The 17,498-nt window shown below is 71.4% G+C and carries 13 protein-coding genes; all 13 read right to left on the minus strand.

The annotated features are described in order from the left end of the window. Nucleotides 1–71: 71 nt before the first annotated feature. The 13 genes from AC07EJ_RS20430 to AC07EJ_RS20490 all read right to left on the minus strand — a co-directional run bounded on the left by AC07EJ_RS20430 (nt 72) and on the right by AC07EJ_RS20490 (nt 17,472). Nucleotides 72–965, minus strand: a complete 894-nt coding sequence (locus AC07EJ_RS20430) for a peptidoglycan-binding protein (protein ID WP_393583022.1) — start codon at nt 963–965, stop codon at nt 72–74. Further along, complete coding sequence (locus AC07EJ_RS20435; protein ID WP_389480364.1) at nt 965–2,524, minus strand: DUF6519 domain-containing protein; 1,560 nt, start codon at nt 2,522–2,524, stop codon at nt 965–967. The genes AC07EJ_RS20430 and AC07EJ_RS20435 overlap by 1 nt, the downstream gene beginning before the upstream one ends. A 54-nt stretch (nt 2,525–2,578) precedes the next feature. Next, nucleotides 2,579–4,747 (minus strand): hypothetical protein, encoded by a 2,169-nt coding sequence (locus AC07EJ_RS20440; protein WP_478884643.1) that lies wholly within the window; start codon nt 4,745–4,747, stop codon nt 2,579–2,581. Further along, nucleotides 4,747–8,619: a putative baseplate assembly protein gene (locus AC07EJ_RS20445; protein WP_478884644.1), complete on the minus strand. Its 3,873-nt coding sequence runs from the start codon at nt 8,617–8,619 to the stop codon at nt 4,747–4,749. The genes AC07EJ_RS20440 and AC07EJ_RS20445 overlap by 1 nt, the downstream gene beginning before the upstream one ends. Continuing rightward, complete coding sequence (locus AC07EJ_RS20450; RefSeq protein WP_478884645.1) at nt 8,616–11,738, minus strand: putative baseplate assembly protein; 3,123 nt, start codon at nt 11,736–11,738, stop codon at nt 8,616–8,618. Before AC07EJ_RS20450 ends, AC07EJ_RS20445 begins: the two co-directional genes overlap by 4 nt. Continuing rightward, complete coding sequence (locus AC07EJ_RS20455) at nt 11,735–12,127, minus strand: GPW/gp25 family protein (RefSeq protein WP_389480356.1); 393 nt, start codon at nt 12,125–12,127, stop codon at nt 11,735–11,737. Before AC07EJ_RS20455 ends, AC07EJ_RS20450 begins: the two co-directional genes overlap by 4 nt. Further along, nucleotides 12,124–12,459: a hypothetical protein gene (locus AC07EJ_RS20460; RefSeq protein WP_389480354.1), complete on the minus strand. Its 336-nt coding sequence runs from the start codon at nt 12,457–12,459 to the stop codon at nt 12,124–12,126. Before AC07EJ_RS20460 ends, AC07EJ_RS20455 begins: the two co-directional genes overlap by 4 nt. Nucleotides 12,460–12,478: 19 nt before the next feature. After that, nucleotides 12,479–13,015: a phage baseplate assembly protein V gene (locus tag AC07EJ_RS20465; RefSeq protein ID WP_393583028.1), complete on the minus strand. Its 537-nt coding sequence runs from the start codon at nt 13,013–13,015 to the stop codon at nt 12,479–12,481. A gap of 30 nt (nt 13,016–13,045) precedes the next feature. Next, the gene (locus tag AC07EJ_RS20470) at nt 13,046–14,185 is read right to left on the minus strand and encodes a hypothetical protein (protein ID WP_393583030.1); all 1,140 of its coding nucleotides are present in this window, start codon (nt 14,183–14,185) and stop codon (nt 13,046–13,048) included. After that, nucleotides 14,178–14,543 (minus strand): LysM peptidoglycan-binding domain-containing protein, encoded by a 366-nt coding sequence (locus AC07EJ_RS20475; RefSeq protein ID WP_389480349.1) that lies wholly within the window; start codon nt 14,541–14,543, stop codon nt 14,178–14,180. The genes AC07EJ_RS20470 and AC07EJ_RS20475 overlap by 8 nt, the downstream gene beginning before the upstream one ends. An 11-nt stretch (nt 14,544–14,554) precedes the next feature. Next, a complete protein-coding gene (locus AC07EJ_RS20480; protein ID WP_389480347.1) occupies nt 14,555–15,241 on the minus strand; it encodes a hypothetical protein in 687 nt (228 codons plus the stop codon). Between the two features lie 30 nt (nt 15,242–15,271). Continuing rightward, nucleotides 15,272–16,831 (minus strand): hypothetical protein, encoded by a 1,560-nt coding sequence (locus AC07EJ_RS20485; protein ID WP_478884646.1) that lies wholly within the window; start codon nt 16,829–16,831, stop codon nt 15,272–15,274. Nucleotides 16,832–16,923: 92 nt separating this feature from the next. Further along, the gene (locus AC07EJ_RS20490) at nt 16,924–17,472 is read right to left on the minus strand and encodes a HEAT repeat domain-containing protein (protein WP_389480343.1); all 549 of its coding nucleotides are present in this window, start codon (nt 17,470–17,472) and stop codon (nt 16,924–16,926) included. Nucleotides 17,473–17,498: the final 26 nt, after the last annotated feature.

The following is a 17,498-nucleotide window of genomic DNA, read 5'->3' on the forward strand; positions in this document are numbered from 1 at the left end:
CTGCTCCGCGCCGGCGTCCGGGGCAGCCCGCCTGCGCCGGACCGGCGCAGGCGGGCAGTCCGGTCAGGCTCTCAGGACGCCGGGACCTTCAGCTTGTCCCAGCTGGTCTTGCCGGGAATGCCGTCCGCGTCCTTGCCCTTGAAGCCGAGCTTCTGCTGCCAGGCCTTGTAGGACTTGCGGTCGGCGTCGGTCCACTCGGGGCTGGGCCCCTCCTCGTAGTGGTCGCAGTCCTCGGCGACCAGGCGGCGGCCCATGGCGGTGATGAGCGCGGACTTCTGGCCGTTGTGGAAGAAGCCGCTGCCCGGAAACGGGGCGTGCGACGGCTTGGACGGCGTGGGCTTCGGGTCGGGCCCGGGGTCGGAGCCCTGGGACTTCCCGGCGAGCCGGTCGGCGATCCGCTTGCGCATGCCGTCCATCGTGAAGCCGCGCGGGTCCTGCTTGCCCGGCTGCCACTCCTTGTGGCCGATGACCGACCGCTCGCTCCAGCCGTAGTGACGGCAGATCGCGGCGGACACCTTCTCGATGGCCTCCTTCTGCGCCTCGGGCCAGGTGTCCTTGCCGTCACCGAGGTTGATGCACTCGAAGCCGTAGAAGTGCCGGTTTCCGTCGGTGTCGGCCTCGTTGTCGTGCGGCAGCTTCGACTCGTTGACCACGGCGCGCAGGACGTCGCTGTCGCCCAGCCCCGCATGATTGGCGCGGCCGTTGCCGACGAGGTGGATCTCGCCCTTCTTGTCGATGACGCCGTGACACAGCGGCCCCGGCAGGCCCGAGTAGCCGTTGTAACAGATGTTCACGGAGGCGTCCGTGCCCGAGGTGACGGTGTGGTGGATCATCACGCCGTTCACCGGGCCCCACGGACCCTTCGTATTGCGGTTGTGCGTACGCCAGTTGCGCACCTCGTGGACCGTCAGACCCTCCTTACGCAGGATCTCCACCAGCTTGGACGCGCTCAGAGGTGTGGCCATCACTCGTCTCCTTCCACGGCGGACTCCGCCTCTGCGGTGGTCTGCGACCTCCCGTGCGAGGGGTCTTCGGCCGCGAGCTCCTCACGGTGTGCCTGTTCCTCCGCCGCGAGGGTCGCCTCGTCCGCGGCCGGGATGCTGGTCGCGAGCGGGCCGAAGGCGAGGCGCAGGTCGACGGCGCTCTCCTCGCCCTTGACCAGGGCCAGCGGGGCGAAGTGGCGGGCGATGCCGGCGGCCCCCTGGAGCAGCGGACGGCGCGCCGCGTCCACCGGCCATTCGACGCTGCCGGTGGCGGTGCGGGCGGGGACGAGCCAGTGGTCACCGGTGCGGTAGGTGCCGCCCTTGGCGAAGTACACCTCGACACCGTCCTCCAGGGGCAGCCACTCCCCTTCCGCGACGGGGACGGCGCCGCCCTTCAGGGCCGCGGTACGGCCCTTGCGCTTCGGGCCCTCGCGGTGGTCCCAGCGGCGCACGAACGGGTGCAGGTGGGGAAGCCTGCCGACGCCCGGCTCGGGCTCGGCGGACAGGCGGACCCGGCGGCCGGGCAGGTCGAGTTCCTCGACGCGCAGCAGGGGCAGGGCTTCCAGGCGGGAGGCGTAGGCGGTGTCCGTGAACTCGACGAGGTCGCCGACGTCCAGGTCGAGCTTGTCGTCGTGACCGAGGGACGCCAACTGCACCCAGGCGCCGTCCAGTTCGTCGACCGGGAAGACGACCGAGCCGTTCTCGCGGGACCACTTGAAGGTGGCGTCCTTCGCCTCGCCGCCGGCATGGACCTCGACCCGGTACAGCTGGTTCTCCGGACCGCGGTAGCGGGCGTCGGGCCTGACCAGGCACGGGTCCTCGTCGGCGTGGTCGGGCCGCTCGCTGCGGGCGGCCAGCCGGGCGGTGGCCGCCGCCTGGCCCTGCGCCCACTTGTCGAAGGCCGCGCGGACGACCTCCTTCGACGGGTCGGCGTCCTCGATCGCCAGCGTCGCGAGGGACAGCGGCAGCACCTGCCAGACCACCTTGACGCGGGCCGCGGTGTCCGGCATCGCCGCGCCGAGGGCGACCTCGCGCAGCGCCGGGTCCTCGGCCGCGTTCACCGACCGCTCCCACACGTTCAGGTAGACCACGAACGGCGACTGCGCGGGCGAGGGCAGCCGGTCGCCGGGCTTCTCCGGGTCGCGGAAGGCGTCGGGCTGGTCCCAGTAGGTCCAGTACGAGGGCGGGGTGGCCGTGTCCGCCGCATCCTCGGCGCTCTCGGCGTCCTCGTCCGGCACGGGCGTGCCGGGCGCCGGGCGGTCCGCGTCGAGCAGGATGCCGTCGACGTAGTAACGGCCGCCGTGGATGTAGAGGGTGTCGATGTCGTGCTTGCCGCCCACGTACTCGATGCGGAAGCCCGCTGCGTCGCGCGGCCCGCCGTAGCGGCCGATCAGGTCCGCGGCGAGGGTGCGGGCCTGGTGGAGCTGGATCGCGGTCTGCTCGTTGGCGTCGGCGTCGAGCTGGACACGGCCCTGCTGGGTGACGACCGCGGAGTAGTGCCGCTCGGGGTGGAAGGTGAGACGGGAGAGATCAGCGTGCATGAAGGGGGTCCCCCTGGTTCAGGAAAGTGCGGGTGGGTCGTACGGCGGCACTGCTCATGTCACGAAGAAGATTCCGGCGTCCGTGCCCGCGGGCGTGTACTCCGCGAGCCGTGCGCGCAGACCGTCCTCGCGCTGCGGCCGGTACAGGTCGTGGAAGGCGCCCATCTCGGCACCGTCGTCCGCGCCGCGCCGGATCTCCTCGGGGGAGCCGTCGGCCAACTGCCCGTACCAGGGCGTCCCGTAGCGCACGGCGGCGAACAACGGCTGTACGCCGGGGGTGAGATCGGGCTGGCAGCGGTGCCGTCGTGGCGTGCGCGAGCTGGCGGGGACGTACGAGTACCGCAGGCAGCCGATGCCGCGCCGGGCCACCTGCAGCCTGCCCGTGAAGACCGAGTTCTCGGCGATCTCCACCGCGTGCGTGTGGACTTCGCCGATGACGGTCGCGCGGTGCGCGTGCAGCACGGCGTGGGCGAGGCGGCAGTCCGGGGCGGACAGGGCCTCGCGGTCGTGGCCGGTGGCGTCCAGGATGCTGTCGCGGAGGTGGATGTCGAGGGGGTCCTCGCCGACCTCGTCACCGATGACCTCGATGGTGCCGAGAACGCTGTGCTCGATCTGGAGGCAGGCGGTGGTGCGGTCCAGGACGATGCTGGGCTCGTCGGGCGAGTGCGGCTCGCACTCGGGCTCCAGTGACCAGCCGGGTACGAGGGTGGTGTGCCGTACGACGACGGCTCCCATCGGCCCGGTGACGTTGATGCCGCGCCCGGCGACCAGCAGCCCGTCGAGGACGATGCGCGGCCGCTCGTACGGGGCGCAGTCGTCCGCCACGGCACGGATGTTGAGGGCGTCGGGCCGGTTGCTGTACCAGTCGAGCAGGCGCAGCACCGGCCGCGTGCCCTCGGCCGCCCGGAGCTCCAGCCGGTCCCCGGGGTCGAGGTCGAAGTCCAGCTGCTCCTGGTAGGCGCCGCTGTGCGTGATCTCGATGATGCCGTCGGGGCCGGTGCGCTCCGCACGGCGGTCGTGCTGCCAGGCCCGGTACGCGTCCATGATCTGCCGGTACGGCTGTCCGGGGCCGACCCGGTAGAAGGCGGCGTCGGGCCGGCCCACGCGGTCGGGCCGCTCGTACTCGCCGCCGCCCATGTCGGCGCCGGACGCGTAGTGGTAGTCCACCCACACGCCCTGCCGGGGCGCCGAGCGCGCACCGAACGCGATCCGCCCGAGCTCCGGGTCGACGGCGATCTGACCGCGCTTCGGCCGGTAGCGCCAGTCGGACAGATCGGTGACCACGATGTCGGACGGCGGTACGGGCTTGTCCTCGCCGTCGCGCCGGATGACGAAGCTCTTGCCGGGGCCGTAGTAGTCGAGGAGACGGTCGTGGAGCAGGCGGCGGGTGATGAACGCGGGGACGTTGTCGACCGTGGCGATGTGGGTCGGCGACGGCTCCGGGACCGGCTCGGTGACCAGGGGACTGTCGTGGCCGAGGATCGAGAACGTGTAGAGGTTGCGGGCACGGTCGATGCAGTACGCGGGAGAGGACGTCAGCGCGTACGCCTTGAGCCGCCAGACGAAGAGGCCGACACCCGACGGGGTCCAACCACCCTGCCTCCTGGCCGAGTTGGCGCGGCGGATGTCGACGGTGCGGGCGGTGCTGTCGAACGGGCCGCCGGCGAGCGCGAGCGCCGAGCCGTCCCGGAGGTCGAGGAGGCGGCCCCTCTGCCCGGCCGTGTCCCGGTACAGCTTCACCGACTGGTGGTGAGCGACCAGCCGCGACAGCTCGACAGCCCGCGCGGGCCAGCCCGCGACCTGCTCGGAGATCTCCTCCAGCAGGTGCAGCGTCCCCTTGCGGCGGCGGGCCGCGACGGTCGCCGCCACGTCCGCGCGCGGCGCGACGGCCTCGGCCAGCGCGGCACGCCCGCCCTCGTGCAGCCCTGCGGTGAGGACGCGTTCGTAGCCCGGCAGGGTGCGGTATCCGACCAGGTCGCCGAGGTACGGCAGCACCCAGGGGGCCGCCGTCTCGACGAACAGGTCCTCGTAGCCCTGCTCGACGCCGTCGCGGACCCGGTCGAGCTGCTCGGCGACGACCGCGAGCAGCGCGCGCAGCGGCTCGCCCTCCTCGGCGTCGCGCAGGAGGTGCCAGCGGGGCAGCAGGGCGGCGAGGCCGTCGGGTTCCCGGTTCGCTGTGTGGGCTGTCGAGTCGAACTGGACATCCGCTGAATGCGCGGTCATCACTTGACCTCCGTCAGGATCAGGGTGTCCGCGGCTCGCGGGGACAGCAGGGCGAGCTGGGCGGGGCGGATGCCTCGGAAGACGAACACCGACCGGCCCTTCGCCAGGCGCCGGGTGTCGGTGATGTCGGGGTTGAGGCGCAGGAGTTCGGCGAGCGGAATGCCGTAGCGTGCGCAGACCGCCGACAGGGTTTCGCCGTCGGCGTCACGGACGGTGTGGATCTTCTCGTCGTACGTCGCCTCGTGCGCCAGAACACTCGACCGCGGCGGGCCGGGGTCGGCGAGCAGCTCGGCGAGCTCTTGTGGGGTGGCGGACGCGGGGACGCCGTTGAAGACGTCGACGTCGACGTAGTCGACGCCCGGCACGGTGTGGGCCGCCGCGAGGAGGTCGGAGAGCCGGGCCGGCTGCCCCAACTCGCCTCCCTCGTAACCGAGTCGGCGCAGCAACACCTGCCGCAGCCGCGGTTCGACGAACTCCCAGGCGTGGTCCGGAGCGACCTTCACCCTGGCGGCGACGAGCAGCAGGACCAGTTCGCGTACGTCCACACGGACGGGCAGGTTGGCGTCGCCGTACTCGGTGAGCGCCGCGCGCAGGGCGCGCAGGGTGTCCGATTCCTGGCTGTCGCCGTCCAGGGGCACGTCGTCGGTGCCCGCGACCGTCACGTGCAGCACGCGCCGTCGTCCGTCGAAGAGTTCGCGTGCGGCGGCCCGGCCGATGCCTGCCCGGGAGCGGGCGAAGTCCTCGTAGTCGGCCGCCGAGACGAGCCGGTCGAGGGCGGAGACGGCCAGCGGGATCGTCCGGCGGGTCAGGCCCGGACCGTCCGCGTCGGCGCCGCCCGTCGCCGGGCGGGGGTTCGTGACCGCGGTGACGCCGAGCGGGCGGGTGAGGGGCTGGGTGAGCCGGTCGGCAGGGACGTCGGCGGCCTTGCCGGTGCCGAAGCGGTAGCGGGCGTGGACGTTCTCGTGACCGCTGGGCAGCCGGGCCCCGTGCACGCCGTCGCCGAAGGTGACCGTCGTCCGGCCGTCGGAGGCGGTGCCGGTGATGTAGATCCGATCGCGCGGGCCGCGGCCGGCGAGGCTGTCGACCTCGTGCCACAGGACGCCGTCGATCCGGATCTCCAGCACCGGTGTGGCGCCGAGGGGGTTGTCGTCGGCGAGCCAGGTCAGCGGGGACTGCCACAGGGCGAACGTCTGGTTGACGCGGTCCGAGTCGCCGCTGCCGATGGCCTCCTCCCGGCTCTCGCCGTGGGTGGCCTCGACGACGTTTCCGAGGATGCGGACCGTCTCGCGGCGGTAGCGGTGGGCGAGGTCGGTGGTCAGGGTGAGGTGGGTGTGGACGCGGTCCCCCGGCAGGTGCGGGTCCACGGTCGCGTCGGCGGCGGCGATCGTGACGACCTCGGTGGCGGTGACGCCGACCGTCCCGGGGATGTCGCTGCGCTCGCCGGTCACGACGAGGGTGCGGCCGGCGCCCAACCCGTCGTACAGCTCGGCGAGTTCGATCCCGTTGCCGTGGACCTCCTCGCCGAGCGGCTCGTCGGCCAGGCGCAGCGGCGCGCCCGCCGCGTGCACGGTCGTGTCGCGGATGTGCGACAGCAGGACGTCGAACTCGTCCAGCCAGGGGTCGGCGAGGGTGAGTTCGGTGCCGCGGCCGGTGATCCCGTAGTTGGCGTACGCCGCCGTACGCACAGCCACGACCTGGGTGGTGACGAAGGCGAGCGCGGCGTCGCCGGGTATGCCGTCCTCGGCACCCTTGGCGGGGCGCTGGATCGCGACCCAGCTGCCGACCGTGATGCCGGTGTGCACGGCGTCGAGCTGCAGCACGCGCCGGTTGACGGGCGCGGGCTTGTCGGCGATGACGATCTCGACCTTGGGCTCGCTGCTGCCCACCCCGTAGCGCAGGCTCACCTCGTACTCACCGTGGGTGAACTGCTCGGTGGCGCCCGGACGCAGGGAGATCTCCTGCGTGGCGCCGTTGTTGATGCCGACGTGGATCAGGCCGTCCTCGTCCGGACGGGACACGAACAGGGTGCATTCGGGCAGACCGTCGCGCAGGCGCGCGGTCACGCCGGGCTCCTGGGAGTCGGCCGGACCAGGGGTCCCCCCGCTCGATCGGGTTCGGGAGTGGGGGAGGTTGAGCCAGCTCAGCTCGCGGTCCTGGGGGGAGCGCGTCGACAGGTCGACCTGGCCGGGGCCGAGCGCGAAGGTGATCTGCCCGGGGATGGGCAGGGGTACGGCCCGCTGGTCGGAGCCGTTGCCCTCGATGTACTGGAACTCCGCCCGGACCGGCGTCTTGCCCGCGGTGTCGTGGACGACCCTCAGGCTGGTCAGCACGGCCCCGGTGAGCGGCCAGTCAGCGCTGCGGATGACCCGGCCCTTGTCGTCCTGGACGGGCTTGAGCGGGGCCGTGGCGCCGAAGGGGGCCGCGGTGACCCGCATCGCGAGCAGGTCGCGCAGGAACTGCGCGCTGCCGGGGGCGACGGCCGCCCTGCGCCAGGCCGGGTACAGGCTGCCGAGGCCGGGGTTGAGCGCTGCGATCAGGCGGGCGGTGTCGGTGCCGGGCCGCCGGCTGCCGGTACCGGCGCCGACGGGTTCGGTCGGCGCCGGGGTGCGCAGGGCGGGAAACACGGCCGTCAGCGCCTTGAAGGCAGCGGTGCGCGGATCGCCCCCAAGGGGCGCGGGCCGTGTCGATATGCGGCTTTGCCGCGTGGGCGCGACCAGCCCCGACGGCGCCGCAGACGGAAGACCACCCTTCGCGGCACTCTCATCAGTCTGAGCGGGAGCCAACTCCATTGCCCGCTCACCGAGTTCGTGCAGCACCGCCTGCAGCTGCTCGAACCATCCCGCCACGTCCCCCCACGGAGTGGCCAGCACCTGCGCCTCACCGAGGCGGGCGACGGGCTCCGCGAGGCAGGCCGCGAGACTCTCGGGTGTCTTCACGTCGTCCAGCGCCGCACGGAGCGGGGTCAGCACCTGGTCCTCGAAGTCCTCGATCAGCCGGCTCACCGGCCGCGGGTTCGGGACCTCCGGCGTAGGCGGCTCCTCCCCCGGCTCACCGGGAGCCGCGGGCTCGGCGATCCACCGCCGCACCTCGTCGACCAGCTCCTTCAGCGTGGGCGGTGCCGACTTCTGCAGGGAGATCGCCGTGATGTCGTCGTCCCGGTCGACGCGCACGGCTGCGACGGGCAGCAACTTCCTCTCTCCGCCCGCCTGTTCGCCGAAGACGAAGAGCAACTGGTCGCCGGTCTGCAGGGAGTTCACGGTGCCTTCGACGAAGAGTTCGGAGCGGCGCTCCAGATCCTGTGGGGTGACCAGGGACGGCCGGCGCCTGCGCACCTTCAGCTCGTTCCAGTCCCAGCGGGCCATCAGGTCCCGGCCGGTCTCGAAGGTCACGGACTCCTCGTCGGCGGAGGCGGGCACGCCGTGGGTGCGCGCGCCGCGCGGGATCAGCACGGGCAGCGTCTCGGCGCGCGGGTCGCGTTCGAGGGTGTACGCGAGGTGGGTGGCGGCGGCGACGCCCGGCCGCGGGCGGTGGCCGACGAGCCGGCCCAGCAGGACCAGCGACCGGTGCTCGCCCGCCGTGCGCAGGTAGGCCTCGTCGGCGATCCGTTCCGAGTGGAACGTGAGCAGGTCGCCGAGGACGGCGGTGGCGTCGAGGAGGCCGATCGCCGGGTCGTCGGGGGTACGGACGGTCAGTCCGCCGAGCGCCGGGTACGCCGGTGAGGCGAGCCGGTCGAGCAGGGCGGCCAGGAAGGAGCCGTACTCGCCGACGCGGTAGTCGAGGGCGGTGCGGCCGGGCGGGTTGTGCAGCGGGGCGGGCGCGAGACGCTCGTCGTGGCCGCCGCACGCGCCGCCACAGGAACAGGCCTGGCTCATCGGGCACCTCCCAGGGATATCGCCAGGTGGCCGTTCTCCGGCCGGTCCGGGTCGTTGTCGCACGTGGCGATCTCCAGCGGGCCGAGCCTCAGCACGCCGTCCTCCCTCTCTCCTCGATCCTGCTCGAACAGTCGCCGCAGACGGTCGACCTGGACGTTCTGCACGCCCGGCACGGCCGCGGCGACGGCGACCAGACGGCTCAGGCGGACGGGTTCACCGAAGGTCAGCGCGTCCGGGTGGAAGAACCCGAGCCGTCCGCCGGAGAGGCGGCCGCTGCCGAGGACCCGGTACAGCTCGGCCAGCACCTGCCCGTGCTGATGGCCGGGCGCGGCGCACACGCTCAGCGCGATGTCGAGCGGCACCAGGCGGGCGGGGCCGACCACGAGGTCGTGGCCGATGCGCCGGTACGCCTCCAGGGACTGCTCGACCCGGGTGAGCAGCTCGGCCGACGGCTGTGCGCTGCCGTACGCGTCGATCGCGACGTGGGCCTCCTGGACACTGCCGGTCCAGCGGATCTCCGCCGCCGCCCGCTGGACACCCGGCAGGGCGCGGGCGAGGTCCGCGTAGTCCTCGGCGGTGACCGCGCGCAGGCGGGTGCGGCGCAGGTCGAGCGGGGCCAACTGGCGTGCCTGCTCGACGGGTTCGGGCTCGACCCCGCCGGTGGCGGGCAGCGGGTTGCGGACCACGGTGGCCCGCGGGTGTTCACAGTCGCTGTGGACGACCAGGTGGTTGATGGCCTCCGCGCCGACGTTGCCGGCGATGCCCCCGCCGAGCCGGTGGTGCAGGGCGAGCCGGCTGCCCGGCGTCGGCCTGGCGCCGTGCCGGCCGTCGCCGAAGCGCAGGGCGACGCGGCCGTCGTCCTCCAGCTCCCCGACGAAGTGCCGGTCGCGGGGCCCGCTGTGGAGCAGGTCGCGGCGGGGCGTCCAGGTCAGATCGCCGTCCTCGACGTGTACGGCGGGCAGCGCCTTACGCGGGTCCTGGCCGAGCGCGGCGGCCGCGGACCCCCGCAGCACGGGCTCGTCGGGGTGCAGTCCTGCCGCGTACGCCGGGCCCCAGCTGTGCGCGATCTCCCAGGCGATGTGCCCGTCGAGGACCGCGCCCGCACGGGCCCGGGACGCGAGGATCTCCGCACGACGCAGCTTCGCGTCGAGCAACTCGTCGCTTCTGTGCAGGAGTTCGCGCAGGGCGCGGACGGGATGCGTACGGAGTTCGAGCCGCTCCAGGACCTTCAGGCCGTAGAGGACGGCGAGTTCTTCGACCTCCTCGTTCCCGAGCCCGTCGCGGTCGCGGGCGCTGCGCCACAGCTCGACGAGCCGCTGTCGCACCCGCCCCGCGATCGCGGCGATCCGCTCGGCCTGCCCGGCGGCCACGACCTGCGCGTCCGGGAACGGCACCGCCTGCACGACCGGGGAGCGGCCGAGTACGGGGCGGAAGCGGGGCGCGATGCCGGGGTAGACGGATTGCGCGAGCAGGGTGCGCAGAGCGGCCGTCTGGGCGTACGCCGTGCCGGGTGTCACACGCTCGTGCCGCTGCCCGGCGCGCTCCAGACCGATTCCGGCGCGGACGGTCGCCGCCTCACCCACCACCTCGAACAGTTCGCGGACGTCGTCCGGTACGAGTGCCTGCCCGTTCGCCGCCCGGTCCGTGAGGGAGTTGATGAGCCGGGCCGGTGCGTTGCCCTCGTTCCGGTCGCCGCAGCCGAAGGCGGGCTCGTCGCAGGGCGCGACGACGGCCGGGCCGGGCGGCACGGTGGCCGTCTGCGGGAGTCCGGTGAGGGTGCGGCCGTGGTCGACGAGGACGACGTTGCCGCGGGCCAGGCTCACGTCCTCGACGGGCAGGCAGTCGCGGCCGCCGCGCGTGGTGAGGCAGAGCGGGAAGCGCAGAGCGTCCTCGGCGGCCCAGGTGACCTCCAGGACCGGCTGGTCCTCGATGCGGTCGACGCCCGGGGTGACGGAGGTGAGGCGCACGGCCTGGCGGTGGCGGGGATCGGCGTCGCCGGGGGTGCCGGTGCGCGGGCCCTTCACCTCCTCCAGGACCAGCACGTCTCCGGGGCTGAGGGCGAGCCGGCGCTCCCGGCAGGTCTCCGGGTCGTCCCACTCGTCGCGCAGGGTGGCGGAGGTGGCGCCCGCGGGCAGGGTGCACACCTCGCCGCCCCAGGTCCACAGGCGGATCCTGTTGTGCGCGGCCTTGAGTTCCAACGGGTCGGCGGTGACGACCGGTTCGAAGACCTCCACCGAGCCGCGCTCGTCCAGGTCACCGAGGTCGCTCTCGTCGATGACCGTGCCCGGTTCGGGCCGGTCGTGCGGGTCGAGGGTGCGCACGTCGACGGAGGCGAAGCGGAACGTGCCCGGGGCGAGGGTGGTGTCACCGGCGGTCTGCACGGTGACGTACGCCCGTGCGGTGCAGCCGTCGTTCATGGCGTAGTCGATGAGCCGGACGTGTCGCCGTACGGAGACCCGGCGGCGCGCGGTGTCCAGGTAGGCCTCGGTGGCCACCGCGTCCTGCTGGTAGCTGATCTGGTCGCCGGTGTACGCGAGCAGCTCGACGAGCGTGACGCCCAGGTCGGCGGGGTTGCGCTCGACCCAGTCCGGGGTGGTGAGCGCGAGCCGGTCAAGGAGCAGCTTGCGGATGGTGTCGTAGTCGCGGGCCGTGTAGTCGACGACGGGCGCGTCCGGGAAGTCCGCCTCCTGGGGCTCGGGCTCCTTGCAGTCGAAGGGGGTCGGGCAGTCGGGCCGGAAGGAGAAGGCCGCGCGGTGGTAGCGCTGGTCGAAACCGCGGAAGGGCTCGGTGCCTGGCCGCCCGTACGGGTCGGCCTCGACGAGCGAGAACACGTACTCCGAGGTGTCTCCGGCCCGGTCGAGGGTGACGTAGAGCCGGTCGTCGAGCTCCGGGTCCTCCTCGCGCTCGATGCTGACGTCGACGACTGTGATGTCGGTGAGTCCGGTGATCCGGCGGCCGCCGTCGATCCGGACGTTCTCCGGCCCGAGGCCGTGCGGCGCCTTGCCGAGAAACATGACGGTGAGCAGCAGCCCGTCGTCACTGACCTCGACGGAGTCGACTCCGTTGAGCTGAGCGGCTCTTACCTTGACGCGGCGGGAGGTGGTGGTAGCGGTGGTCACGCCGCCCTCCCTTCGAAGACGTCGTCCGCACGGGTTCCGGTGGCGTGCAGGACGTACGACAGGTGGACCCGTACGGCGTCGTCGGCGCTCTCCACGTCGAGGGCCACCACGTCGATGAGGTCGCCGAGCCAGCGCTGGAGCGAGGCCTGCACGGACAGTTCGAGTGTGCTGACGAGTTCGGGGCTGTTCGGGGTGAAGACGAGATCGAGGAGCCCGCAGCCGAAGTCGGGGCGCATCACCCGTTCGCCGGGGCTGGTGAACAGCAGCTGCTCGATCAGGTCGTGGACGTGCTCGCCGTGGGCGGCGTGCGCGGTGCGTCCCCGGCGGTCGGCACGGAAGGGGAACGCGATGTCGCTGCGCGGGCGGGTTCCGCGGCTCGTCGGGCTCATCGGACGGTCACCTTTCGCTGTGCGGCCTGGACGACGGGCGGCCCCTGCGGCACGAACGCCGCGGTGAAGCACTGGGCCGCCGAGGTGTCGAGCAGCACGGGTGCGCCGTCGACCGTGATGCCGGTGCCGTCGGCGGTCCAGCGGACCGAGACGCAGGGCGTGTGCACACCGGCGACGGTGTGCGGGCAGCCGGTGACGATGTACGCGTGCGTGGCCGACGCGACGGCCACGCCCCCGATGCGTACGCCGCCGGAGGGTGTGGTGGCGGCGGTGACCCGGCCGCCGTGCGGGCAGCCGATCACGGCGCCGGCATCGAGCAGACTCCCGGACACTTGGTGCTTCCCCCGTCTTCTATCGCTTCGAGAGCACGGTCAACTGGCCCTCGTTGATGGTTACTTCGTTGCCGCGGAGCACGACTTCGGCGCCTGCGCCGGTCGCGATGACCACGGCCTCCTTGGTGATACGGATGTACGCGCCGCCTTGGGCCTGGAGCAGGATTCCCTGCTCGGCGCCGGCGGTGTCGTTCATGACGAGCTTGTGCGCGGCCGGTGTCTGTACGACGACCGGCTTGCTGGGCGAGTTCGCCGCCAGCTCACGCCGCGCATCGGGCGGCAGTTCCTCGGCGGCGCCGTACCAACACCCGGTCCAGACCGGGAAGCTGGGGTCTCCCTGCTCGAACTCCACCCACACGCCGGCGCCCGGCGGCGGCACCACGAACTGCCCGGCCTCGGGCCCGGTGAACGGCAGGCACGGAAGCGCCCAGGTGGACGCCTCGTCACCGAGGACGTCCGGGACCTCGACCGTGATACGGCCGATGCGCAGCGGATCGTTGTTGTCCACGACCCGCCCGCGGAACTTGCCGAGGTAGCGATTGCCGTCTGCCGCCATGCTGAACTGCTCCTGATCAAGGGGTTGTCGTTACGGACGGACGTAGTTGCTGCGCGCCTCGAGCCCCTCCCTGGAGAGGGTGAAGTTCTGCTGGAACGACCCCGGGCGCAGGTTGTGCGTGACGGACTTGACGTAGTAGTCGCCGTCGTAGGCCCGCCCGGAGCCGCGCACGCCGACCAGCTGTCGGGGTTGCAGGATGTACCCGTGCCGGTTCACGTCGAGCGAGCCGGACCCGGAGACGACGTCGGCGGAGACGGCGGCACGGGCGAGGAGTTCGGCCTCGGCCTGCTCGCGCTGCTGCTTGGCCGTCCCGGACAGGGTCCTGCGCTTGAGGGCCGGGGTGGGCCGGCGCCCGAGGGGCGGCCGCAGGGGGCTGATCGGTGGCTGCGGAAGAAGAGTCGACTGCCGGGTCCCCGGATCCTGCCACCGCGCCTGCGGCTCTTCCCGCGCCGTCCCGTCGTAGGCGAACGTCAGCTGGTCCACGGTGCTGTTGGCGTCCATATTGACGTTGAGTGCGTGCTGACGGATGCCGAGCCGGACCTCGGGGCCCCAACGGGCCGAGGACTGGCCGGGGTTGGGCCCCGGCTCCAGGTAGAAGGTGTAGCCGTTGGCGCGGGCGAGATCGGTGACGTACTGGAGGTCGGTACCGGTCTGGTAGTGGACGCGCAGGTCCTGGTGCGGGGGCTGGGCGATCTTCTCGGCGTAGACGTCGGGCCGGATGCCGTAGTCGGAGTACCGGCGCAGGATGGCCAGCACCCGCTCGGAGGGCGGGAGATTGGGGTACCGGGCGGTGCGCTCCTCCAGGTCCATCAGCAGCGTCAGGTCCTCACCGGTGACGGTGAGGGTGGAGTGTCCGGGCTGGTTGCTGGCACCGACTTCCTGCCGCACGACGAGTCCGTCGAAGAGCACGTCCGGGGTACCCCGGACGCTGACCGTGACGATGATCCGGGTCTTCGGGTCGAAGAACCCCTCGGGCAGCAGCCGCTGGTTGATGATCCCGGTCTTGGTGAGGTCGAAGGCGATCTGAAAGCCGCTGCGCTCCCCCGCAGTGGCCGTGATCTGCGCCGACAGCAAAGCCTCGGTCACCTCGGCCGGCACCGGCCGGGCGAGCTTGGGCCCCATGAGGAGCGTGATGTGGACGGGGCCCTGCCCCACGGGCTGCTCAGACACGCCGGTCCCCCAGCGGCAGCGCGCCCGGCTCCGGTATGTCGACGACCCGTCCGGCCTCGTCCGTCAACTCCCGTGGATCGAGTACGGGGTTGGCGTCGGCGATGCGCCACCACTGACCGACGTCGCCGAAGAAGCGCTGGGCGAGCAGATCGGGGCGCTGGCCGGCGCCGACGACATGCTCCCGGGTCTCCTGCGTGTCCAGCGGCGGCAGCAACCGGCGCTTCGCGTAACGGACTTCGGTGCCGTCCGCGAGCCGGTGCACCCCGATCTCGGCGTCGTGGTAGCGGCTGCTGCGCGGGTACGGGTGCGCGCCCGGTATCGCTCCCAGCGCACTCTCATAGGACTCGATGTCAGCCATGGCGGTGTTCCTCAGCCCCTTCCGCTCAGTACGTCTGCTCCCGGCAGCCCGAGGGCCCCGAGACTGCCGCCCCGCGCGGCGGCGGCGAGCCGTTCCTTCTGCGCAAGGTGCGCCATGTACAGATCGGCCCCGCGGTGCCCTGCGGGCAGGTCGCTGACGGTGAGGATCTTCATGCCGATGCCGAGGGACGCCCGGATCGGGTTGAGATTCACGTCGAACGCGGACTCGTTGACGGACAGTTCGGTGAGCCGCACGGGCATGACCCGCTTGCTCCCCCACGTGAACAGCGTCAGCGGCATCTCGATCGGGCTGATCTCGATGGTCCCCTTCTGCGACAGCCTGCTCGCGGCGCGCAGCTGCGCGGTGGTCGGCTGCACCAGCATTTCGAGGGTCGCCAGCTGCGGGTGGATCCCGTCGGGCGCCGCGATCTCCAACTGGTCGGTGGCATCGATCTCGGCGGTGAACTTCCAGGTCTCCTGGGCCGGCCCCTTGAGACGCAGCGCCTCGTTCCGGTCTCCCCCACCACTGCCTCCGCCGCCACCGTCGCCGCTGTCGCCGGCGGTCTGGGGCGCGATGCTGCGCTCCAGGGTGTCGGGGTTGAACTGCAGCACGATGACGCGCTGGGGGGTGCCGGTGTCGGGGTTGACGACGACTATTCCGGAGCGGATGGGCTTGGGGATGTCTGCGTAACGGGTCATGGGGATTCCTCGTTCTGCCGGGTCGGGTGGTCAGGCCTGGTGCCGCACGCTCGAGACCTGGCACGAATCGCACCAGAAGCCGTAGAGCGTTCCATCGAGGTTCATCCGGCCGAACGGGCTCGGGCCGCTGTCGATCGACGCGAGGAATCGCATGACGCACGTGCATTCCGGGCAGCGCGGCTGCGGTTCCGGAGTGATCCACCTGGGCAGCCCACCCACCTGATGGCGGGCGTTGCCGCCGGTCGCGTCCAGGCTGATCCCCAGCTGGTTGGGGTGCGTCTCGAGTGTCAGGGTCCGCGCCCCGGGAACGATGTACGCGTCCGTCTCGCCGCTTCCGCACGGTCCGTCGAAGACGCCGAGCCCGTCCGGGGTGATCTTCACCGTCACGGAGTCCGCCGCATAACAGCGGCAGGTGTACCAGAAGAAGGAGGGATCACCGCTCAAGGAGTAGGGCAGGTCCTCTGCGCTGAGCGTGAGGACTCGGGCCGTAGGCCGGGCGCAGAGTGGACACAGCGGAACCTCTCCCGGATACGTGCCACCCATGCTGTGCGGACTGTCGCCCCGGTCCGCCACGAATCCCATGTAGGCGGGCTGATGGCCCGCCCTCTCCGCCGAATCGGGCAGCCGGCCGGCCATTTCCACGAAGGTTTTCCAATCGGCAGGCTCGGAGATCTCCTCACGCAGGCCGAGCAGTGCCTGTGCCGCCGCTTCCGTACGCATCCGGGCCAGCAGGTCCAGAGCGCCGATCTCGTCTTCCTCACGCCACTTGTCCACGAGCCCCGGTACATCGCCGTCCGGTGCGCCGGACATCATGCCGAGCCGAATGTCGGGGTCCTCGATGCTGCTCAAGTAGGGGCGCAGCAGGCCGGGTTGATACAGCCCCACCTCGTAGACGACGTCGACCGACGGGGCGTCCGGGTCTCCCCCCTGGACGTAGTCGCTCACCATCTCTTCGAGCAGCTCCGTCCGCAGCCAGGGGACCAGCCGTCCTGCCGCGGCCACCAGGTCCTCGTGGTCACGCAGCCGCCTGGCGGCGCGGGTCTTCTCCTCGTGGAGTCCGGGGAGCAGGGCAAGGTACAGGGCGGCGCATTCCGCGACGCGTCGATCCTGCGTGGAGAGAAGACAGGCCACCGCCTCAGCTGCCCCCCGGTCCGGTTGAGCGGACAGCCAGGCGGCGATGCGGTCCGTGGTCTCGGCGACCGAGAGGGAATCGTCGTCGATGAGTTTCCGGGAAACGAGTTCGAGGTTCATCGGCGTTTCACCTTTCTGGGTCGACGACGACCGTGCCGGAGCGGATGGGTTTGGGGATGCATGGCTCATCCCATGAGGAGGGGTGGCAAGCACCCCGCGCGCAACCTCCAGAACGGTCGGCTCGAGTTCCTCGAACGGGTTGTCCCGACCGAACCTGGTGAGCGATTCCTCATATCGATAGTGATCGAGAGCCACACCTACTGCCACAACAGAGTCACTCCGCAACAGTTCGAAGAATGTGTCGACACCTCCCTCCCCGGAAGCACGCTTGCGGCGAAGTTCACCGAGTCTCGGGTCAGGAATATCCCATTCATGCCAGTAGTAAGAGTCGAACGACATGCCGTCCCCTTTTACCCGTGAACCGCCTTGATGGCTTTCGGCGGAGTTATTCCATGAATCAGCACCTCCTGCGGTACGAGACGGGAACAGCCCTACATACCTGCAGCCTCGTATGCACGCAGGACAATGGCGGCCCTCGCTCGCACTTGATCTTCTGGGTCGTGTTCCCTGATCTCCTCCAGCAGGGGTTTGAACTCCGGCCACTCCATATAGACAAGAGATGAAATGGCAATGTCCCGAACGCGGTAATCATCGTGTTCGCGGGAGGCCTTGGCGAAGGCATCGAAGAAGCCCTGATCGAACTCGCGCGGCGCCCCGAAGCCCGCACGCACCAATGACTGAGCGAGACGTCGTGGATCCTCCTCGTCCTGGATCGCGCGCAGCAGGTCGGCGACGCTTTCGATTTCACCTTCCAGGTCATCGTCCATCTGCCGCACGACCCGTTCGGGCAGCTCGAGACTATTGCCGACGGCGACAATGCAGCAGTCGTTCGAGATATGGCTTTCCAGGTAACCGAGCACCACCTGCTCGGTCACTCCCCAATTCACCTCACGACCCTTGCCCTTGTCGAAGTCCCGGTCGGCTTCGTACACGACAGGCCAACCGTACGACTGCGCCAACTCGTTGATTTCGTCGGCCATCGGGCAGTGCCGTAGAACTCGCCGTC

It is taken from the genome of Streptomyces sp. NPDC045026, assembly GCF_056432625.1.